The organism is Acinetobacter sp. YH12116 (assembly GCF_013418895.1).
Lineage (GTDB): Bacteria > Pseudomonadota > Gammaproteobacteria > Pseudomonadales > Moraxellaceae > Acinetobacter > Acinetobacter indicus.
In genome coordinates this window covers 42,700-61,839 of record NZ_VPBE01000006.1, presented here as the reverse complement: position 1 = coordinate 61,839, position 19,140 = coordinate 42,700, and the positions used below count along the sequence as shown (strand labels likewise).

Sequence of the window (19,140 nt, the reverse complement as noted above, 5' to 3'; positions counted from 1 at the left end):
AGAATACAGGTTATTAAGCAAAAATAAAGCCAAATTTAACTTTTTATTGGCAATTTTCCGACCAAATTTAGCTGCCACGATAGGTCGAATAGGCAAAAGGACTGATCAGTAACGGGATGTGATAATGCTGTGTCGCCTCCTTAATCTGGAAGTAAATCACCACTTTAGGAAAGAAGCTGTCCAGGCCTTTTTGCTCAAAATAGGCCGCAGTATAAAACTCCAGGCTGTATGAGCCTTCCGGACAGTCGGCCAAAGCAAAATCGGCGGCTGTGACCCGGCCATCGGCATTGGTTTCGGCTTCGGCCAGCAACTGTTGTTGCTGATTAAATAGCCGGATTTTCACGCCGGTAGCCGGTTGACCCAAATGGGTATCTAAAATATGGGTGCTGATCATGACTGAAGCTCCTGGCTTAAACGCAGTAAGGCAATGTCTGAAAGTTGCTGCTGCACAATGCGCTGTTCAGTGTCGGCATCATTCAGCAGGCGATACTGCAGGGCTTGCAGAATATCTTCACTGCTCAAGCCAAAGGCTTTAATCAGGAAAATAAATCCGAATTTTTTTTCATAGGCCAGATTAGCTTGTAAAAGTGCCTGCTGGGTGTCGCTATTGAGCTGGACGGCGGCTTGTTCCCGGGCAGAAAAGGCCTGCTCCTGTACCGTGAGTTGCTGCTGCGCCTGTTTTTCGCCAATTCGAGGATGGTTTGCGAGTGCGGCCTGAATCTCAGGCCAGCTCCAGTGGCTGGCCTGCTGCCGGGAAAATTCTAAAAGTTGCTCGATACTCTCAAAAGGACGCTGTTGGGTTATAGCAGTTGCCCATGCCGGAATGTGTACACATTGCTGCAAGAATTGGTGAATCTCAGCTTCAGGGGCCTGATTAAATTGATCCAGTTGCACAGTAAGGGTCTCATCATTACATTTAATTTTGTTGCTAAAAGTGCAATATCAGTGCCAAATTTCGGTGAAAATCCAATTTTTTACTGAGACGGCTAAAGCTGCACAAGTCCAGTGCGAGTTTTTTTATTTGACGGGTTCTGGTGCATGATGGCGATACCAATGCGTAGCAATATCACCGCGGCGGCAAATCCAGACCTGTGGATGCGACTGAATATAGTCCAAAAAGCGTTGCAGGGCTTTAAAGCGTCCCGGGCGCCCCAAAAGACGGCAGTGCATACCAATCGAGAGCATTTTAGGTGCAGTTTCTCCTTCGGCATAAAGCACATCAAAAGCATCTTTCAGGTATTGATAAAACTGCTCGCCGCTATTAAAGCCGGCTGCAGCGGCAAACTTCATGTCATTGCTGTCGAGGGTGTAGGGAATAATTAAATGCGGTCGTGACTGGCCTTGGGCATTGGTCAGCGTCTGCCAGAACGGTAAATCATCGCCATAATAATCACAGTCATACTGAATTTGTGGAAATTCGGCCAGTAACTGGCGGGTATTGGGGCTATCGCGGCCGGTATACCAGCCAATGGGTACATGACCAAACAGGGTTTCTAAGACACTGATCGCCTGATCCATATGCTGGCGTTCAGTGGCCATGTCCATGCTCTGATAATGTAGCCAGCGTTGCCCATGCGACACCACATCATAGTCGGCCTGCTGAATGGCCTCGACCACATACGGGTTCCGCGCCAGCGCCATACCGACCCCAAAAATAGTCATCGGTAACTGGCGTCGCTGAAACTCCTGATGAATGCGCCAGAAACCGGCCCGCGAGCCATATTCATACATCGAATCCATCGACATATGTCTGGCCGGAAAGCTGGCCGCACCGACAATTTCGGATAAAAACTGCTCGGAACCGGCATCGCCATGTTCAATATGATTTTCGCCGCCTTCCTCATAATTCAATACAAATTGCACCGCAATACGTGCCTGATTCGGCCACTGCGGATGTGGCGGCTGGCCATGATAGCCAATTAAATCACGTGAATAAGGGGCAGAGCGAATTGAGTCAATCAGTGCCTGACCACGCAAGTAAGCAGTTGTCACAACAGGTTATCCTTTTGCTAATTTTTATCAAATATTGCTTGCATATTTTTGAGTTAGGCCCGATATTCAAAGTATAAGGACACGGTTCTGCAGACTCAAAAGTGTTCATCGTTCAATGTGGAGGGTAGCGTCCAAATTAGGTTGAAGATGTTCAATATGCTGGAAAACAGCAAGCGACAAACGTGCCAAGATAAAATAGTTTTGCACAAAAAAGATTCAGAAAACGAAAGAAAGAGAGGATGAGATTATGAATATTGAAATCCGTACAGATAAGAATATCCAAGGTAGCGAACGATTAATTAGTTACGTACGTGCAGAGCTAAGTGATGAATTTAAACGCCATAGTGAGCGTATTACCCATTTTTCCGTACATTTAAGTGATGAAAACGGGGACAAAGGCGGAGATGACGACATTAAATGTATGATTGAAGCACGCCCGGCCGGCTTGAAGCCTGTGGTGGTCAATCATCGTGGTCATAATGTCGATACCGCAATTCATGGCGCCATTGACCGTTTAAAACGTAGTCTGGAGCATGTCTTTGAGAAAAAAGAACATCCGCGTGGTGGACAGCCGGGTCGGGTTGACCTAGATACCGATGTCGACGAATAAGACAGGTATTGGCTGAAAAGCAGAAAAGCCCCAGTATCGGGGCTTTTTTTATAGCAAATTCATGCGACAAGATTACATTTCGCTTAAACAATTTTCACTGAATTGGGCATAATAGAACGAAATTGATTTGATTGAAGAGAGCTCTCTGCATGTTAACGGCACAACAACAACGCTTGGTGCAAGCCATAGAAGAACTAGATCAGGCCCAAGTGCAACAGCTTCTGGCCGCGGGGCTTGATCCGAATTTTATTGATCCTGAAAAAGGCCCGGTAATTTCAGTCTGGTCTGATGGCCTGTTTCAGTGGTGGGAAGCCATTTGCGAGGCCTATGAGGCGGGCCAGCCGCACAATGAAGCACAAAAACAGCAGGATTTGGCCGTCCATATGGAAATTCTGGACGCGTTAATTCAGGCCAAGGTCAATTTGCATTTGTGGGATGCGGAAGAAGTCTATGGCCCGTTATGGGACGCCGCCAGTGCCGCCTGTGCACCTGCGGTAAAGCGCCTGCTTGAAGAAAACGTCGATCCAAACCGTAAAGATGAAGATGGCCTGACCATTTTGTCATCCATCAGTGATTTATTCTTTGATTGCGACTTTGATGAAATTAACTGGGCTGAAGCCTTGCCTGAAGAACAGCAAACCTTAGAACTGCTCCGTGCCCATGGCGCGAAAATGACCAAAGAATTGGCTTAAAATTGAGATAAACACTATGTCAGCATTGAAATTATTGGGTGTGATGGTGGCGACTGCAGTCAGCAGTCAGGTCTTTGCCGCCGAGTTTGCATTTGACCGTCCGGGTGTGGGCATGAGCACCGGAATTACGCCGGTCGGCCAGTTGGCCTGGGAGCAAGCGCTGGCCAATGCGCACTATCAGAAAACCAAAGATGACAATGGTCTGACGCAGGAAATCACTCAGCTGCACGCCGATACCTTACTGCGTACCGGTCTGGCGGATAATCTAGAATTACAGCTGGGCTGGCATGGTCCGGGCTGGAGCCGGGTAAAAAGTGCTGGCCAGTCGGTTGAAGAAGATGGTCTGGGGGATGTCAGCATTGGTCTGAAACATGCCATTGATTTAGATGATGAAAAACTGTCGATGGCGGTGCTGGCCGAAGCGCAGATTGCCACCGGGAATGACGGTTTTAGTGCCGAAGAGGATATTTACAGCCTTAGCTCGGCAGTGGCCTACGCCTATAATGATTTACTGACCACCTCAATTAGCATGCGTTATGAGTGGCAGGACAGCAATTGGGCCTTGCAGGCAGTGCCGGGGATTCAATATCAGCTCAGTGATAAATGGGCCGGCTTCTCTGAGTTTATTTACCGCAAAGCAGAAAGCCAGAAGGTAGAATATGCCTTGGGTTCAGGTCTGATTTATGCCTTAAATGCACGTACCCAGCTGGATGCCAGTGTCGGTGTTGATTTAAATGGCGCTGATAAAAGCTATCATGCCGGTTTAGGTGTGGCCTTCCTGTTCTAAGTCCGCTCTGGTTAGGGCGCTGTAGAAAGCGGGGAGTGCACAGCCTCTCTCGCTGACTGCCGAAGAACTGAAACTTATTCTGCTGACGGTCTGGTTACAGGCCGTTTTTTATAGCTGGATCAGCAGCAGAATTGCTACAGATCTTGACACAGGCACTGGTAGATCACGCTATCATGATGGTGATGATCAAAACAGATGCGCGTACCTGTTTGCCGATTTAAGCTCGGCTTGTAAGTTCTGGCGCTGTATATCTTTTCTTACCAGGTGGCACTGCCCAGCGATTGTGAATATTAAAAACAACAACAGGAGGATGAGTCATGATGGAACTGTATATTGCTAACAAGAATTATTCCAGCTGGTCCATGCGGCCGTGGCTGGTCCTTACTGCTTTTGAACTGCCGTTTCGTGAAGTGCTGTTACCCTTTCCTAAAGAACGCGGCACGGGCCATTTTAAACAGGATGTACTGGCAATTAACCCGAATGGCAAGGTACCGGTCTTGGTACATGACGGGCTAATGGTCTGGGATTCACTGGCGATTTGTGAATATTTGGCCGAACAGTTTCCGGAGCGCCAGCTATGGCCGGCTGGTCGGGCACAGCGGGCTCGGGCACGCGCTTTGGCTGCTGAAATGCATAGCGGTTTTCAGGCACTGCGTAACCATTGCGGCATGAATATTCGCGCTGATCTGGCAGAAGTCGGACAGACGTTATGGGCTGAGCAACCTGATTTACGTGACGATGTAGCCCGTGTCTGTCAGATCTGGTCTGAGCGTCCGGACCCAGGCGGTTTTCTCTGTGGTGATTTCTCGATTGCTGATGCCTTTTATGCACCGGTGGTCTGGCGTTTGAAAAGCTATGCGCTGCCCGTGAATGAAGACAGCCAGTATTATATGCAGACCATGCTGCAACATCCGGCAATGCAGGCCTGGGAACAGGCCGCGAAACAGGAACAAGACTGGGTCAATTATCTGGAGCCTTATCAGTCTGAACCATCCTCTAGCTAAGTCTTAAGAGGCTGCTGGTTCCAGCGGCTGATACAGCACCACCTGATTACGGCCATAGGCTTTGGCCTGATACAGGGCCTGATCGGCCTGACTGAGCAGCTTTTCATAAGGGGTATTATGGTGCGATAAGGCAATCCCGAAGCTGGCGGTAAAATGGATGGGCTGGTTATGTTTATCATACAGTTCAATCTGGGTGATGGCCTGCCGGCAGCGCTCGGCCACCTGTTTGGCCTGGTGCGCAGTGGCCTGTTTCAGGACCAGAATAAATTCTTCGCCACCAAAACGGCCCAGCACATCCTGCTCGCGGATATGGCCGGCCAGCACATGACAGACTTGGACCAAGGCTTCATCGCCTTTATGATGGCCATGCTCATCATTAATCTGCTTAAAATGATCCAGATCGACCAGAATCACTGCATAACTGGGTGCCTGTTTGTGGTTCAGTTGTTCCAGACACTGGTTGATACTGCGCCGGTTAAAGGTATTGGTGAGCGGATCGACCTGACTTAAATGTGCAATCAGCGCCTCCCGATAGCGCCACTGACTCAGCAGAATTTCAAACAGCACCAGGCAGGTCAGCAGAATCGGCACAATAAAAAACAGCATCGACAGCACCCAGAAGCCATTTTTATAAGGAAAGTCGGTTAATAAAAATAAAGGTGCATAGGTTAACTGGCCGAAAAAGCTTAAATAACCGCAGCTGACCAGATACAGTGTGGCCGGAATTAAGGCCGAATAGACAATTCTGCGTTCAAACAGCACCAGACCGACCGTGGGTAGACTGATATAGGTCACCATAGTGGCCGGACTCAGCACCCCGACCAGATAGCCATCGCGGCACAGACTGACCACAAAGGTGGCCACCGCAATATAGGGCATATAGCGCCGGGTCCAGTCCTGTTTGCGAAAGTAGTGGCAGATGCCAATCATGCCAATAAACACGAACAGTCCGAATAAATTAATGACCAGCTGCTGTTTTAACAAGGCCAGATTGACCCAGCGCCACAGTTCCGGGGTGAGTAATACCACACTTTTCCAGATGGCCCAGATCACGTGCATCAGGCTGCCCAGAAACAGCATCAGAATACATTTGTTTAACGTGCTCCAGTTCATCACCACTTCTTTTTCGAGTAAATAACGGGTGACTTTGTATTTAAATGTGGGCACAGCACTGTGCGCAATGCGACTTTTCATGCGTGAATCACGACCCCAAAAAATGAGCGTCTAAAGTCTCATTTTTATTATTTTAATAAAACCTAACATATCATGATTTTAGAGAATTGGTAATGGCTATTTTTTGTACTTTTCGGGAAAATATCGTTGCATGGGTGCAACAGTGTGTGTTGTTTAAATCACTTATTTCTATTTTAAACTGCAGTAAAATGGCGCTATTGAAAAAATCACAGTTTAGGATTCTCTCCCATGAAAATTTTGCATATCGACTCGAGTATTTTAGGCGACGCTTCTGTATCACGTCAGTTGTCTAAAGCTATTGTGAACCAGCTACAGGCGAAAAATACAGCGGCCCAAGTTGACTATCTGGATCTGGCTGAACAGACCATTCCGCATTTAACCGCTGAAATTTTAATGGGACAAAATGCCGAGCAAAGCGCTTTAGGCGAACAGATTCTGCAACAATATCTAGATGCTGATGTCGTGGTGGTGGGCGCAGCCATGTATAACTTCGGTCTGCCATCGACTTTAAAAGCCTGGATTGACCGGATTAGCGTGGCAGGTCGTACCTTTAAATACACCGAAAATGGCCCGGTCGGTCTGGCAGGTGACAAGAAAGTGTATATCGCCAGCAGCCGCGGTGGTGTCTATGGCGAACAAAGCCCGGTTGATTTCCAGGAAGCATTCCTGAAAACCGTGTTTAACTTTACCGGTGTCAGTGATATTGAAGTAGTACGTGCTGAAGGGGTTAGCATGAGCGATATTAAAGATCAGGCGATTACTACGGCATTAGACCAGATTGCCAAAATCTAAGCTTTACGGCGCTGCATTAATCACAAAAAAGGTCAGTTTCTACTGACCTTTTTTTATGGCGTTTTAATCTCGGTCCTGCTGATGGGCAAATTCGGCTAAATCGGCCAGCGCCATTTTGGCTTCATCAAACCACGGTGAGAACATAATAAAGTTATGCCACATACCGGTATACAGTTTAAAACTGACCTTCACGCCCGCCTGTTCGGCCTTGTCACGAAAACGCTGCGCATCATCCAGCAGCAGTTCTTTAGAACCCACCTGCACCAAGGTTGGTGGTAAATCGGTTAAATCATCAAATAGCGGCGAAACACGCGGATCACCACGATCGACCGACGGTGGCACATAGTATTGAACCCCGGTTTCCAGAGTTTCAATCGACAATAAGGCATCGTGTTTGCGGTTATAACGAATTGATTCACTGGTCAGGGTTAAATCCAAAAATGGTGAAAGCAGCATGAGGCCGCTGACTTGCGGTAACTGTTCATCACGGATTTTTAAGGCTAAGGCCAGCGCCAGATTGGCGCCGCAGGAATCTCCTGCCAGCAAAATATCTTTGGCCTGTACGCCCTGATCCAGCAGGGTCTGATAGACATCAAAAATTGCTTCTAAGGCTTCCGGGAATGGATTTTCAGGCGCCAGCGGATAATCGATATGAATCACCTGCATCTGGGTGCGGGCGGCCAGTTCAGTCAGAAATGGGCGATGGGTATTTAAAGACCCTAAATAAAAGGCGCCACCGTGAATATAGAAAATCAGCTGGGTGGCTTCATCTTGTGGCTTGATTTCTTCGGCTTTCAGGCCAGCCAGACGTAAAGCGCGGACTTCGACAGTTTTATTGGTCGGAAACAGCCGGCACATCTGTTCGAGGGCGAAACGCAGCGGATTATGCGGTAAATTATATTGGCTTGGCAGGCGGATGGTGGTTTTTAAAAAGCCTTCTGTGAAAATTTGTTTCAATAACGGGTTGATCTTCATTGTTCTTCCATCTTGTTCTTGATTTTGGCCTGTGCTTGCGTATTTACCAACACAATTTACAAGGTTACACTAAATGGTCACATTCAAAAATTGCAAATTTGTAGTGACTTTTTAATACTAAGGCTGTCTAACACTAGACTAGGGAATCAAAAAAAATGAAAAAAATTGCACTGGCATTAGGATTAATGGGTTTAACAGCTTTGGCGAATGCTGCTGATCCGCTAAATGGTACTGTCTGGAAAACAATTGATGACAAAACCAAGCAAGCAAAAGCAACCGTCAAATTTACCGAGCAGAAAAATGGCACGTTAACTGCAACAATTCAGTCCATTTTAACGCCGGGTGAAGAAAATGCCTGTACAAAATGTGAAGGACCTTACAAAAACAAATCCTTGAAAGGTTTAACCATTGTACGTGGTTTAAAGAATTCGGGTGGTACCAACTATGACAGCGGTTCAATTCTGGATCCGCAATCAGGTAAAACCTACAAGTTAAAAGGTCAACTGGCTGATGGCGGGCAGAAATTACAATTGCGTGGCTATATTGGCGTAGCAGCGCTGGGTCGTAACCAGACCTGGGTTCGTGTGAAATAAGCCAGCCAATAGAAACGGATTAAACCAGAAAGCCTGATGCAGATGCATCAGGCTTTTTGATTTTTAACGGATAAGTAAAAGGTAGATAAAAAGAATTTATCCGTTTAAGGCGCGATAGGCGGTTTCATCAAAACCAACAATAAAGCCGTCTGCGGTGGCCAGCACAGGACGTTTGATCAGGCTGTTGTGAGTGCGTAAGGCTTCAATTAAATCTGCTTCGCTGGACAGGGCTTGTGCCTGTTCCGCTTCCGACAGTTTGCGCCAGGTGGTGCCTTTTTTATTCAGAATTTTGTCCTGACCTTCAGCATCCAGCCAGTGTTTTAGCGTTTCTGCATCAATCCCCTGTTTTTTATAATCATGAAATTCATAAGCCAGGCCCAGTTCATTGAGCAGATCAAAGGCTTTTTTCATGGAGTTGCAGTTTTTAATACCATAAATTTTAAGCATAAAGCGGATTCCAGCAAGAAACACAATGCTCAAGAGATTAACCAAAAAATTGGTTTTGCACTATAGCGGGTATAAATATTGGGTTCATGGTTCTGAAATTAAACCGTCATTAAAATGCAACGCTACCGCGCCATAATAGTGGCAGAAAAACAAGACAGCACTTGATAAGAATTATTCGTGCTAAGAAAAAAACGAAAAGCAAATAGCCAATATAAAAAATAAAAGCCCAGATGTAGAAAACCCGCATTTAATCATCCTGATTATGCGGGTCTCACTACAACGTCCGATGTCACATCCTTGAAACAAAGACCATCATGGCTTTGTTTATTTGCATCCTACGGCTTCCTGTCCCTTTGCTGTCATCCTGACACTGTCCCTTTGCCGTGCTGCAATAATGCGCCGATTTAAAAAGCAGATAAAGGTCTGAATGACGACAAAATATGTCGGAAATAAACCTCTATTGAGTGAACAATTGTTCACTCAATAGGAAGGTTTTTAGTTGAGTTTATAATCAATAATCACCGGGGCGTGGTCGCTATACCATTCCTCTTTGTAGACCCAGGCATTGACGGTACGTGCTTTCCAGTCCGGTGAGCAGGCATGATAGTCAATCCGCCAGCCAACGTTCTTGGCACGCGCTTGGCCACGGTTCGACCACCAGGAATACAGTTCGGCTTCTTTGCGCACTTCACGGAAGGTGTCGACATAGCCCAGATCATCATAGATATGATCGAGCCAGGCACGTTCATGCGGTAAACAGCCGGAAGATTTCTGGTTGCCTGACCAGTTTTTAATATCAATACGTTTATGCACGATATTGTAGTCGCCGCAGACAATGATCGATTTATTTTCATCGCGCCATTGTTTCAGGATTTTTGTATATTCTTCGAGGAAGTGGTCTTTACGGGCTTGTGCTTCTTCACCCGATGAACCCGATGGCAGATACAGTGAGCAGATATGCACCGGATAACCCAGCCCTAAATCAAATTCTGCCGTGACAAAACGGCCTTGGGAGTCGGCCAGTTCAAAGCCTAAACCATCCTGAATAGACACAAATGGCAGGCGGCTGTAAATGGCGGTGCCGGCATAGCCCGGACGTTCAGCTGCGAACAGATGGGTATACCAGCCTTCCGGTTTGAATTTATCAGTCCACTGCGCATGGGTCAGACGGCTTTCCTGAATGCAGATGACATCAGCCTCTGATTTTTCCATCCACTCCAGCAGGCCTTTACTGACCGAAGAACGCAGGCCATTGACGTTAATTGAAACCACACGAAGAATTTTTTGATCACTCGGATAGCTACTCTTTGGTATCATGCGCAGGTCTTACCTCAATTTATGAATTTTGGAGCACCTCATGTCAACGCAAGCGACATTTAACCCTCAAGCTTTTATCGAACTCGCATTATCACGTGGTGTGCTTAAATTTGGTGAGTTTACTTTAAAATCGGGTCGCGTGAGTCCTTATTTTTTTAATGCCGGTTTATTAAATGATGGCGAAGCCTTGTCATTACTGGCGTCAGGCTATGCAGCCAAGTTAACAGAATGTGAAAATGTTGATGTGATTTTTGGCCCAGCCTATAAAGGCATTCCATTTGTGGCGGCAACGGCGGTGGCTTTATCGCAAAATCATAGCGTGAGTGTGCCTTGGGGCTTTAACCGTAAAGAAGCCAAAGATCATGGTGAAGGTGGCGTATTGGTCGGTGCATCGGTTGAAGGTAAAAAAGTCTGGATTATTGATGATGTGATTACCGCAGGTACAGCAATTCGTGAAGTGGTGACCATTTTAAAAAATGCGGGTGCCACAATTGCCGGTGTATTGGTCGCGCTAGATCGTCAGGAAAAAGGGCAGGGTGATTTGTCTGCGATTCAGGAAGTTCAAAAAGAGCTAGAAATTCCGGTACATGCCTTAATTACGATGAAAGATTTAATGAATTATCTAGATGCCAAAGGTGAAAAAGAGGCTTTGGCGAAGATGGAAGCCTATCGTGTGAAGTATGGGATCTAATAATTAATACAACGTATTGATTTTTAATAAAGCTCTATCCATGATAGGGCTTTATTTTTATAAAAAACAAAAATGAATCTAGATTGGAATTTAATGATCGCAAGTTTTTCAGCTATTGCTGCAAGTGTGCAGCATCGATAGCGACTTTTTTGGGTTGGAAAGAAAATAGGGAACTTAGAAAAGTTCAAACCGAACCATTGATAGACATTAAGTTAGAACCTGTTGAGTACAGAATCCATTTTTTACGTTTAAAAATTACAAATGTAGGAAAAGGAGGAGCTCATAACGTAAAAATAAAATTATTTCCTGAACCTTCCGATGCTTCTTTTTTAGTTACTGCTGGCTTTGTTGCATAAAGATTTTAAAGATAGAGCTTTTCTAAGTTGTTTAAATTTAAGTGACAACTTGGGTGTGAGGTCGGCCGAGCTCCGTAAACTTATTTAAGATGGCCACACGTGCATGCATCTCGTTGACTTGGCTATCAAAATTCCGAGCACTGAGCTTATCGCCTAATAATTTGATGCAGTGCATCTTGGTTTCTACCAGACTTCGCTGATGGTAGCCCGACCATTTTTTCCATAGTGTCCTGCCTAAACGTTTAACAGTGCGAAGTAATTCATTTCGCTCTAGCGAATGAACTTTTGTATCTTTCCAAGGCTTCGCATTTTTTCTGGGTGGAATAATCGCATGGGCATTTCGATCTGTGATCAACTGGCGACACCGCTTTGTGTCATAAGCACCATCGGTATAAACGGAGTCAATATGCTCATCTTGAGGAATCTGATCGAGTAAATCACCAAGTACTTGTGAATCACTGACATTATTTGTCGTAAGCTGAACGGCACGTATTTGCAGTGTTTCAGCATCTATACCAATATGCAGTTTACGCCATTGCCGACGGTATTCAGGCTGATGCTTCTTACGCTTCCATTCGCCTTCACCTAAAAATTTTAAACCCGTAGAGTCGACGAGTAGGTGTAACCCATCACGACTTTTCTGGTAGCTAATTTGAATATCAATATACTTTTGTCTTCTACAAAGCGTCGTGAAGTCTGGTGCTGTCCAATCTAATCCGCAAAGTTTAATTAAGCTTTGAACAAAACCAGTAACCATGCGTAAAGTGAGTCTAAATAGAGATTTGATCATCAAACAGCATTGGATCGCTATGTCGGAGTAGGTTTGATTTCGACCTTGTTTGCCTTGAGGTTCTGCATACCATTGTGTTTTTGGATCGAACCAAATGGCAATATTCCCACGATTAATGAGAGCTCGGTTATATGCGGGCCAATTGGTTGTGCGGTAGATTTTGTGTGTAGGCTTATTCATTTGGAAATTATATTGCCGAAGAAGTCCTTAAGAACAGCTTTGTGCAACAAAGCCGTTACTGCTCAAAAAGCTATTAAAGTTTTTATGCAAAGAGATTTTATGATTAAGGGAGTCAATTATTTAGCGCCGAATGATTCTAAATATACGGACTATCTAAGTTTTACTGGTTTAAATCCTAAAGAGTTATATAGTGAATACTTCTTTAATCTTATTTTTAATGCTGAGATCAGATATGAGGATTTAAAGGGAAAGAAATATAAGAATACATATAAAATTGATACTTCAGAACGGCTTTGTTGCATAAATATGTAAGCATCTGATTTAAATAAATTTAATTTTGGATCAAAAAATAATCAAAACCTTTAAAATCATATAGTTATGAAATCTTTGTGCAACAAAGCCCTTCAGAACTAAAAATTTATAAATTAGGAGAGAGTTTTGAAGAAGCTCTTCCCAAAGCATTAGCAGGAATTCAAAAGTCTTTAGAAAGTATGAGTAAAAATATTAATAGGCAAACTGCATTTTTAGATAAAAAATCAAAAGCAGAAGAAACTCATTGGAATGAATAGGAGCTAAAACAAAAGTTGAATTATATGAGCTATGTAAAACGTCGCAATAAAGAGTTAGATATCGATCAGGATGCATATCTTTTTAAAAAAATAGAACGTAGATTGTCTATTCATGAAATAAGAAGGAAAAATAAATAACAAAATCATCCTTCCTCACACTTCTTACACTCTAGCATCACCCCTAATTTTTCTTTGCGTCCTTGCTCCGTCATCACCCAGGGCCGGTTCTGCCATGGCGGATTATGCCGCACGTGCTGGCCATGACCACAGGCCAGCTCTGCGACCCAATGATTTTCTTCATCTAAATGATATCCCACAATTGGCTGTTGCATGGGCAGCTTCCTGAAATCAGCAAATACAGTGCTGCAAAGCTTTACTCAAATTCAGAAAAACAGGCAGCGAATCTCCGTTATACTCCACATCATAGCAATTTTAAAAGAGCAGTCATTATGCGCGTACTTGTGGTGATGGACCCGATTGAAACGGTGAACCTGAAAAAAGATTCCACCATGGCCATGCTGTGGGCCGCGGCACGCCGGGGCCATGAGCTCGGTTATGTACTACAACAAGATTTATATATTGATCAGGGCAAGGCTTTCGGTCTAATCAGCCCGTTAAAAGTCTTTGAAGATTACAACCATTATTATGAGCTGGGCGAAAAACAAAAAGAATCCATCGCGGCCTATGATGTGGTGCTGATGCGTAAAGACCCGCCGTTTGACATGAACTTTGTCTATAGCACCTATATTCTGGAACAGGCAGAGCGTGAAGGGGCGTGGATTATTAACAAGCCGCAAAGCCTGCGTGACTGTAATGAAAAACTGTTTGCGACCCAGTTCCCGGAGCTGCAGGTGCCGACTTTGGTGACCTCTCAGCAAAGCCTGATTCGTGAATTTATTCAGCAACATGGCGATGTGATTGTGAAACCGCTCGATGGGATGGGCGGCATGGGCATTTTCCGTCTGTATCAGAATGGTGTGAATATTGGCTCTACCATTGAAATTCTGACCAATAACGGCACCCAGCCAATTATGGCGCAGCGTTATATTCCGGAAATTGTAGAAGGGGATAAACGCATTTTAATGGTCAATGGCGAGCCAATTCCGTATTGTCTGGCACGTATTCCGCAAAACGGCGAAGTGCGTGGCAACCTGGCCGCTGGTGGTCTGGGTGAAGCACGTCCATTGACCGACAATGACAAGGCAATTGCTGCCAAAGTCGGGCCATTTTTACGTGAAAAAGGTCTGGTATTTGTCGGTCTGGATGTGATTGGTAACTATGTCACTGAAATTAACGTGACCAGTCCAACCTGTATCCGTGAAATTGATGCCCAGTTCGGCACCTCAATTGCCGATACCCTGTTTGATGTACTGGAAGCCGGTCGTTAATCTATCTTTCAAAAGAGTCACCTTGGGTGGCTCTTTTTGTATTTTTAAGCGAGATTTGAGCTTGAAAAACTGCGTTGAGCAAGAAAATTATAGCGATTTTGTAAATCAAAACCAGTCGACATAATTCAGTGAAAAATGCAGGAAACTTAACAATTTCGGTGAATTAATAATAAAACTAGTTTAAACTTTCAAAACTGTTGAAAAAAACAATGAGCCGCTTGGTGAAAAAAAGTAAATAAACTTTCAAGCTCATACGATTGTGATTACAATTGAGCGCTTATAAAGAACTTTCATTAGCCATATTTGGATTGAAGAATTAGACCGTGACTGATGCAGCGCAAACCAAGCCTAAACATGTGATGATGATGGCCGCAGGCACTGGTGGCCATGTGTTCCCAGCCCTAGCCGTGGCAAAAGAACTCCAGCAGCAGGGAATCCATGTGTCCTGGTTAGCAACGCCTACAGGCATGGAAAACCGTTTATTACAAAACCAGAATATTCCGATTTATCAGATTGATATTCAAGGTGTGCGCGGTAACGGGCTGGCACGCAAACTGATGGCGCCTTTTAAAATTCTAAAAGCCACCTTAAGCGCCATGCAGTTAATGAAAAAACACAAAGTAGAGGCTGTCGCCGGCTTTGGTGGCTATGTGGCTGGACCGGGTGGTCTGGCCGCACGTCTGCTTGGTATTCCGGTCATTATTCATGAGCAGAATGCAATTGCCGGCTTTACCAATACCCAGCTGTCGCGTATTGCCAACACTGTTTGTCAGGCGTTCCCGGATACGTTTCCGGCCAGCACTAAAATTGTCACCACTGGCAACCCGGTGCGTAAAGAAATTAGCGCGACTCTAACCCCATCCTGGCGTTATCAGGAACGTGAAAAAGCAGGTTTGCCGCTGCGTATTTTAATTGTTGGCGGCTCTTTGGGCGCGCAGGCACTGAATGAACGTGTCCCTGAAGCCTTAAAACAGCTGAATGTACCTTTAAATGTGTATCATCAGTGTGGGCAAAATCATGCAGACAGCACCCGAGCGCGTTATGCCAACAAGCCGGACAGCTTAACGGTTGAAGTGCAACCCTTTATTGAAGATATGGCACAGGCCTATAGCGATGCCGATCTGATTATCTGCCGGGCCGGCGCACTGACGGTTACGGAAATTGCAACCGCGGGTGTGGCTGCGGTATTTGTGCCCTTGCCAAGCGCTGTGGATGACCATCAGACGGCCAATGCACAATTCCTGGCCAAGACGGGCGCGGCAAAAATCTGTCCGCAAGCCAGCATGACCCCGGACAGCTTAAAAGAACTGTTAATGCCGTTGATGAACCGCCAACTGCTCTCTGAAATGGCCAGCAAGGCGCGTCAACAGGCACAACCTAATGCAACCCAACATGTGGTTGCTTTAATTCAAGATTTGTAAACCGAGTAAACTATGTCTCCATCTATCCCTGCTGATCAAGTAAAAGAACTGATTAAAGTGCCTGAAATGCGTCGTATCAAACATATCCACTTTGTCGGGATTGGCGGCGCCGGGATGTGTGGCATTGCCGAGGTATTAAAAAACCAGGGCTATGATGTTTCCGGTTCAGATATTAAAGCCTCAAAAACTACAGCCCAGCTGGAAGAAAATGGCATTCGGGTGTTTATTGGTCATAGCGCAGATAATATTCAGGGCGCCAATGTACTGGTAGTCTCTACTGCAATTGATCCGGAAAACCCGGAAGTTAAAGCCGCTATTGAGAGCCGTATTCCGGTGGTGCGCCGTGCTGAAATGCTGGGTGAGCTGATGCGTTATCGTCACGGGATTGCCGTGGCCGGAACACATGGTAAAACCACCACCACCAGCCTGGTTACCTGTATGCTGGCAGAAGAAAATCTGGACCCGACTTACGTGATAGGCGGTTTGCTGAACCGTACCGGGGTTAATGCTGCACTGGGTGCGAGCCGTTATATTGTGGCTGAAGCCGATGAATCAGATGCATCTTTCCTGCATCTGGAGCCAATGGCAGCGATTGTCACCAATATTGATGCCGACCACATGGATACTTATGGCGGCAGCTTTGACAAGCTAAAAGATACCTTTATTGAATTCCTGCACAAACTGCCATTCTATGGTTTGGCAGTGGTTTGTGGTGATGATGCCAACATCCGTGAAATTATGCCGCGCATTGCCCGTCCGGTGCTAACCTACGGCTTTAATGAAGACAATGATATTCGCGCAGTCGATGTTGATCAGGACGGTATGCGTACCCACTTTACCGTATTGCGTAAAGACCGCGAGCCACTGCGTGTTACCGTGAATCAGCCAGGTCTGCACAATGTACTGAATGCCTTGGCCGCCATTGGTGTGGCGACGGATGAAGGTGTTTCTGATGGTGCGATTTGCCGTGCACTGGAAGGCTTTAGTGGTGTAGGTCGCCGTTTCCAGGTGCAAGGTGAATTTGAACTGGACGGTGGCAGCATCAAACTGGTCGATGACTATGGTCACCATCCTAAAGAAGTGGAAGCCACCATTAAAGCAGCGCGTCAGAGCCATCCGGACCGCCGTCTGGTGATGTTGTTCCAGCCGCACCGTTTTAGCCGTACCCGTGACTGTTTTGATGACTTTGTTGAAGTGTTATCGCAGGTCGATCAACTGCTGTTGCTGGAAGTGTATCCTGCCGGTGAAAAAGCCATTGTGGGTGCCGACAGTCGCAGTCTGGCACGCAGTATCCGTCTGCGTGGTCAGGTTGAACCGATCCTGATTGATCCGGTTGAAGGCAATCTGGAAACACTGGTACAAAAAGTGTTACAACCGAATGATTTATTATTGACCCAAGGTGCGGGTAATGTAGGAGCAATCTCCATCGAGCTTGCTCAAAATAAATTGTATTTAAAATAATCACCCAAAGTGATATTTGAATTTGGTCGCTCAGTGTAAAGTTTAAGGATATAAACGTGTCAAATGCTTCAAAGTTCGGCAAAGTTGCCGTGTTATTTGGTGGAAAATCTGCCGAGCGTGGGGTGTCTCTGGATAGTGGACAGGCAGTGCTCGATGCGCTGCTGCGCGAAGGCGTTCAGGCAGAAGCGTTTGACCCGAAAGATCGTAGTGTGACCGAACTGGTCAACTATGATCGTGCCTTTATTGTCCTGCACGGCCGCGGCGGTGAAGATGGCCAGATTCAGGGTGTACTGGAATGGCTGAATGTGCCGTATACCGGTACTGGCGTACAGGGTTCAGCCATTGGCATGGACAAGGTCAAAACCAAACAGGTCTGGCAAGGTTCCGAGCTGCCAACAGCGCCGTATCGTATTGTCACCAAAGATTCAAACCCGGCTGATATTGTCGCTGCATTGGGTCTACCGCTGATTATCAAGCCGGTACATGAAGGTTCCAGTATTGGCATGAGCAAAGTCGAACGTATTGAAGACTTTGCTGAAGCGATTGCCAAAGCCACCGAGCATGATGCAGTGGTGATGGCTGAAAAATGGATTACCGGTCGCGAGTTCACGATTGTCTTACTGAACGGTCAGGCTTTGCCGGTGATTCGTCTGGAACCGCCTAAAGATGTGGCGTTCTATGACTATGAAGCCAAATACAACCGTAATGATGTGCAATACGGCATTCCATGTGGCTTAACCGAGTCGGAAGAGCAGCAGTTACAGGTCTTGGCCCTGCGTGCGTTCCAGGCGGTAGGTGCCAGCGGCTGGGGCCGTATTGATGCAATGCAGGATGAACAAGGCAATTTCTGGCTGCTTGAAGTCAACACTGTACCGGGCATGACCAGTCACTCACTGGTGCCAAAAGCCGCGCAGGCGGTGGGCTACAGTTTTGATGCCTTGTGCGTGGCAATTCTTGAACAAACCTTAACGGATGCGACCCACTAAGCCATGGCTCAACTTCCTGCTTCCATGCGCCGTAAACGCGCAGCGATTACCTCGATTCACGATAAGCCACCGACGCGTAAAGAAAAGCTGACGAACCTGGGTGGATGGGTATTGCTGTGCGTGGCGATTGTGGTATTGGCAGCAGGAATCTATGGTCTATATAAAGTCATGACCGATGCACGCGTGGCTGAACTGGACGTGGTCGGTACCCGTTCCAATGCCGAACTGCGCCAGGTCATGACCCATGTTTCGCCAGTGGTCACAGATAACTATTTTACTTCCGATCTGGAACAGATTCGTGATACCGCACTAGAACTGTCCTGGGTCGATCGGGTGGTGGTGTCACGCGCCTGGCCGAATGCCATCCGTTTACGGGTCATGCCACGCCATGCGATTGCGCGCTGGGGCACCGGACGTTTACTCAGTGACAGCGGTGATGTATTTTCGGAAGTCACACCCAAGAATAATCAGCATCTGCCGTTATTACATGGCCCGATGCATCAGTCCAAAATGATGATGCGTCGCTATAATGAAATTAACCAGTTATTTTTACCGGTGAATCTGCGTTTAAAAGAGTTATATCTCACCGACCGGATGACCTGGTTTATGCAGTTTGATTCTGGCCTGCGGGTGATTGTGGATCAGGATCAGACCATGAGTAAATTGCAGCGTCTGAGTCATCTGGCGCAAAGTGACTTCAAGCCGGTATGGTCCAGGATTTCTGCAATTGACCTGCGTTACCGCAATGGTCTGGCGATCCAGTGGAAAAACTCGGTGGCACCAAAAATTGCCAATGGTCATTTTGTTGTAACGATTGATGACACAAGCATTGCGAATGCAATAGCAGCAAAGCCATAATACTTGGCTTTAAAAATAGAGGCATTAAGCCATTAAT

The 19,140-nt window shown here is 46.1% G+C and carries 24 protein-coding genes; 15 read left to right on the top strand and 9 right to left on the bottom strand.

Annotated features, from left to right (window positions below):
* Window positions 1-67: 67 nt before the first annotated feature.
* From uraH to puuE, 3 genes are all read right to left on the bottom strand, one after another.
* Complete coding sequence (gene uraH, locus FTU54_RS05820; RefSeq protein WP_075168214.1) at window positions 68-394, bottom strand: hydroxyisourate hydrolase; 327 nt, start codon at window positions 392-394, stop codon at window positions 68-70.
* Complete coding sequence (gene uraD, locus FTU54_RS05815; RefSeq protein WP_180074551.1) at window positions 391-894, bottom strand: 2-oxo-4-hydroxy-4-carboxy-5-ureidoimidazoline decarboxylase; 504 nt, start codon at window positions 892-894, stop codon at window positions 391-393. The genes uraH and uraD overlap by 4 nt, the downstream gene beginning before the upstream one ends.
* 123 nt (window positions 895-1,017) lie before the next feature.
* Entirely contained in the window at window positions 1,018-1,992 is a 975-nt protein-coding gene (puuE, locus tag FTU54_RS05810) for an allantoinase PuuE (RefSeq protein ID WP_180074550.1), read from the bottom strand.
* A gap of 247 nt (window positions 1,993-2,239) precedes the next feature.
* Here puuE and FTU54_RS05805 point away from each other — a divergent pair, with 247 nt between their 5' ends.
* The 4 genes from FTU54_RS05805 to FTU54_RS05790 all read left to right on the top strand — a co-directional run bounded on the left by FTU54_RS05805 (window position 2,240) and on the right by FTU54_RS05790 (window position 5,085).
* Window positions 2,240-2,602: an HPF/RaiA family ribosome-associated protein gene (locus FTU54_RS05805; protein WP_005180845.1), complete on the top strand. Its 363-nt coding sequence runs from the start codon at window positions 2,240-2,242 to the stop codon at window positions 2,600-2,602.
* A gap of 149 nt (window positions 2,603-2,751) precedes the next feature.
* The gene (locus FTU54_RS05800; RefSeq protein WP_005180844.1) at window positions 2,752-3,294 is read left to right on the top strand and encodes a hypothetical protein; all 543 of its coding nucleotides are present in this window, start codon (window positions 2,752-2,754) and stop codon (window positions 3,292-3,294) included.
* Between the two features lie 16 nt (window positions 3,295-3,310).
* Entirely contained in the window at window positions 3,311-4,081 is a 771-nt protein-coding gene (locus tag FTU54_RS05795) for a transporter (protein ID WP_180074549.1), read from the top strand.
* A gap of 317 nt (window positions 4,082-4,398) precedes the next feature.
* Window positions 4,399-5,085, top strand: coding sequence for a glutathione S-transferase family protein (locus tag FTU54_RS05790; RefSeq protein ID WP_005180842.1), 687 nt, complete (start codon window positions 4,399-4,401; stop codon window positions 5,083-5,085).
* 3 nt (window positions 5,086-5,088) lie between these two features.
* On the opposite strand, the gene FTU54_RS05785 is transcribed toward FTU54_RS05790, so the two are convergent.
* Window positions 5,089-6,279, bottom strand: coding sequence for a GGDEF domain-containing protein (locus FTU54_RS05785; RefSeq protein WP_180074548.1), 1,191 nt, complete (start codon window positions 6,277-6,279; stop codon window positions 5,089-5,091).
* A 228-nt stretch (window positions 6,280-6,507) separates the two neighbouring features.
* Between FTU54_RS05785 and FTU54_RS05780 the strand changes: the two genes are divergently transcribed.
* Window positions 6,508-7,071, top strand: a complete 564-nt coding sequence (locus FTU54_RS05780; protein WP_005180838.1) for an FMN-dependent NADH-azoreductase — start codon at window positions 6,508-6,510, stop codon at window positions 7,069-7,071.
* Between the two features lie 63 nt (window positions 7,072-7,134).
* On the opposite strand, the gene FTU54_RS05775 is transcribed toward FTU54_RS05780, so the two are convergent.
* Window positions 7,135-8,046 (bottom strand): alpha/beta hydrolase, encoded by a 912-nt coding sequence (locus tag FTU54_RS05775; RefSeq protein WP_180074547.1) that lies wholly within the window; start codon window positions 8,044-8,046, stop codon window positions 7,135-7,137.
* Between the two features lie 155 nt (window positions 8,047-8,201).
* Between FTU54_RS05775 and FTU54_RS05770 the strand changes: the two genes are divergently transcribed.
* Window positions 8,202-8,639, top strand: a complete 438-nt coding sequence (locus tag FTU54_RS05770) for a DUF2147 domain-containing protein (protein WP_005180835.1) — start codon at window positions 8,202-8,204, stop codon at window positions 8,637-8,639.
* Window positions 8,640-8,735: 96 nt separating this feature from the next.
* On the opposite strand, the gene FTU54_RS05765 is transcribed toward FTU54_RS05770, so the two are convergent.
* Window positions 8,736-9,086: a Spx/MgsR family RNA polymerase-binding regulatory protein gene (locus FTU54_RS05765; RefSeq protein ID WP_016658732.1), complete on the bottom strand. Its 351-nt coding sequence runs from the start codon at window positions 9,084-9,086 to the stop codon at window positions 8,736-8,738.
* 495 nt (window positions 9,087-9,581) lie between these two features.
* The gene (locus tag FTU54_RS05760; RefSeq protein ID WP_016658733.1) at window positions 9,582-10,403 is read right to left on the bottom strand and encodes an exodeoxyribonuclease III; all 822 of its coding nucleotides are present in this window, start codon (window positions 10,401-10,403) and stop codon (window positions 9,582-9,584) included.
* 40 nt (window positions 10,404-10,443) lie between these two features.
* On the opposite strand from FTU54_RS05760, the gene pyrE reads away from it, so the two are divergent.
* Together pyrE and FTU54_RS05750 are read left to right on the top strand one after the other, a co-directional pair.
* Window positions 10,444-11,094: an orotate phosphoribosyltransferase gene (pyrE, locus tag FTU54_RS05755; RefSeq protein WP_005180830.1), complete on the top strand. Its 651-nt coding sequence runs from the start codon at window positions 10,444-10,446 to the stop codon at window positions 11,092-11,094.
* 83 nt (window positions 11,095-11,177) lie between these two features.
* Window positions 11,178-11,450 carry a hypothetical protein gene (locus FTU54_RS05750; RefSeq protein ID WP_168400032.1) on the top strand — a complete coding sequence of 91 codons (273 nt, stop codon included), beginning with the start codon at window positions 11,178-11,180 and terminating at the stop codon, window positions 11,448-11,450.
* A 37-nt stretch (window positions 11,451-11,487) separates the two neighbouring features.
* Here FTU54_RS05750 and FTU54_RS05745 read toward each other — a convergent pair whose 3' ends face one another.
* Window positions 11,488-12,420, bottom strand: a complete 933-nt coding sequence (locus FTU54_RS05745; RefSeq protein WP_068568838.1) for an IS5 family transposase — start codon at window positions 12,418-12,420, stop codon at window positions 11,488-11,490.
* 12 nt (window positions 12,421-12,432) lie between these two features.
* Here FTU54_RS05745 and FTU54_RS05740 point away from each other — a divergent pair, with 12 nt between their 5' ends.
* Window positions 12,433-12,732, top strand: a complete 300-nt coding sequence (locus tag FTU54_RS05740; protein WP_180074545.1) for a hypothetical protein — start codon at window positions 12,433-12,435, stop codon at window positions 12,730-12,732.
* A 77-nt stretch (window positions 12,733-12,809) separates the two neighbouring features.
* Entirely contained in the window at window positions 12,810-12,989 is a 180-nt protein-coding gene (locus FTU54_RS05735) for a hypothetical protein (protein ID WP_180074544.1), read from the top strand.
* 143 nt (window positions 12,990-13,132) lie between these two features.
* Here the strand turns inward: FTU54_RS05735 and FTU54_RS05730 are convergent, their stop codons facing one another.
* Window positions 13,133-13,321 (bottom strand): DUF3565 domain-containing protein, encoded by a 189-nt coding sequence (locus FTU54_RS05730; RefSeq protein WP_016658735.1) that lies wholly within the window; start codon window positions 13,319-13,321, stop codon window positions 13,133-13,135.
* Window positions 13,322-13,438: 117 nt separating this feature from the next.
* Here FTU54_RS05730 and gshB point away from each other — a divergent pair, with 117 nt between their 5' ends.
* The 5 genes from gshB (at window position 13,439) to FTU54_RS05705 (ending at window position 19,103) form a co-directional block, all read left to right on the top strand.
* A complete protein-coding gene (gene gshB, locus FTU54_RS05725; RefSeq protein WP_180074543.1) occupies window positions 13,439-14,377 on the top strand; it encodes a glutathione synthase in 939 nt (312 codons plus the stop codon).
* Between the two features lie 323 nt (window positions 14,378-14,700).
* On the top strand, window positions 14,701-15,798 hold the full coding sequence (gene murG, locus FTU54_RS05720) for an undecaprenyldiphospho-muramoylpentapeptide beta-N-acetylglucosaminyltransferase (RefSeq protein ID WP_075167283.1): 1,098 nt from the start codon (window positions 14,701-14,703) through the stop codon (window positions 15,796-15,798).
* Window positions 15,799-15,810: 12 nt separating this feature from the next.
* Window positions 15,811-17,259, top strand: a complete 1,449-nt coding sequence (gene murC, locus FTU54_RS05715; RefSeq protein WP_016658738.1) for a UDP-N-acetylmuramate--L-alanine ligase — start codon at window positions 15,811-15,813, stop codon at window positions 17,257-17,259.
* 56 nt (window positions 17,260-17,315) lie between these two features.
* Window positions 17,316-18,245, top strand: a complete 930-nt coding sequence (locus FTU54_RS05710) for a D-alanine--D-alanine ligase (protein WP_016658739.1) — start codon at window positions 17,316-17,318, stop codon at window positions 18,243-18,245.
* 3 nt (window positions 18,246-18,248) lie between these two features.
* Window positions 18,249-19,103, top strand: coding sequence for a cell division protein FtsQ/DivIB (locus FTU54_RS05705; protein WP_005180814.1), 855 nt, complete (start codon window positions 18,249-18,251; stop codon window positions 19,101-19,103).
* The last annotated feature ends 37 nt before the right edge of the window (window positions 19,104-19,140 follow it).

Excerpts from the sequence above, each read along its gene's own strand:
- uraH (WP_075168214.1), bottom strand. The coding sequence starts at position 394 with ATGATCAGCACCCATATTTTAGATACCCATTTGGGTCAACCGGCTACC.
- FTU54_RS05795 (WP_180074549.1), top strand. The coding sequence starts at position 3,311 with ATGTCAGCATTGAAATTATTGGGTGTGATGGTGGCGACTGCAGTCAGC.
- FTU54_RS05770 (WP_005180835.1), top strand. The coding sequence starts at position 8,202 with ATGAAAAAAATTGCACTGGCATTAGGATTAATGGGTTTAACAGCTTTG.
- FTU54_RS05780 (WP_005180838.1), top strand. The coding sequence starts at position 6,508 with ATGAAAATTTTGCATATCGACTCGAGTATTTTAGGCGACGCTTCTGTA.
- FTU54_RS05760 (WP_016658733.1), bottom strand. The coding sequence starts at position 10,403 with ATGATACCAAAGAGTAGCTATCCGAGTGATCAAAAAATTCTTCGTGTG.
- pyrE (WP_005180830.1), top strand. The coding sequence starts at position 10,444 with ATGTCAACGCAAGCGACATTTAACCCTCAAGCTTTTATCGAACTCGCA.
- FTU54_RS05785 (WP_180074548.1), bottom strand. The coding sequence starts at position 6,279 with ATGAAAAGTCGCATTGCGCACAGTGCTGTGCCCACATTTAAATACAAA.
- FTU54_RS05745 (WP_068568838.1), bottom strand. The coding sequence starts at position 12,420 with ATGAATAAGCCTACACACAAAATCTACCGCACAACCAATTGGCCCGCA.
- murC (WP_016658738.1), top strand. The coding sequence starts at position 15,811 with ATGTCTCCATCTATCCCTGCTGATCAAGTAAAAGAACTGATTAAAGTG.
- FTU54_RS05800 (WP_005180844.1), top strand. The coding sequence starts at position 2,752 with ATGTTAACGGCACAACAACAACGCTTGGTGCAAGCCATAGAAGAACTA.
- FTU54_RS05765 (WP_016658732.1), bottom strand. The coding sequence starts at position 9,086 with ATGCTTAAAATTTATGGTATTAAAAACTGCAACTCCATGAAAAAAGCC.
- FTU54_RS05705 (WP_005180814.1), top strand. The coding sequence starts at position 18,249 with ATGGCTCAACTTCCTGCTTCCATGCGCCGTAAACGCGCAGCGATTACC.
- FTU54_RS05805 (WP_005180845.1), top strand. The coding sequence starts at position 2,240 with ATGAATATTGAAATCCGTACAGATAAGAATATCCAAGGTAGCGAACGA.
- FTU54_RS05730 (WP_016658735.1), bottom strand. The coding sequence starts at position 13,321 with ATGCAACAGCCAATTGTGGGATATCATTTAGATGAAGAAAATCATTGG.
- FTU54_RS05775 (WP_180074547.1), bottom strand. The coding sequence starts at position 8,046 with ATGAAGATCAACCCGTTATTGAAACAAATTTTCACAGAAGGCTTTTTA.
- FTU54_RS05790 (WP_005180842.1), top strand. The coding sequence starts at position 4,399 with ATGATGGAACTGTATATTGCTAACAAGAATTATTCCAGCTGGTCCATG.
- gshB (WP_180074543.1), top strand. The coding sequence starts at position 13,439 with ATGCGCGTACTTGTGGTGATGGACCCGATTGAAACGGTGAACCTGAAA.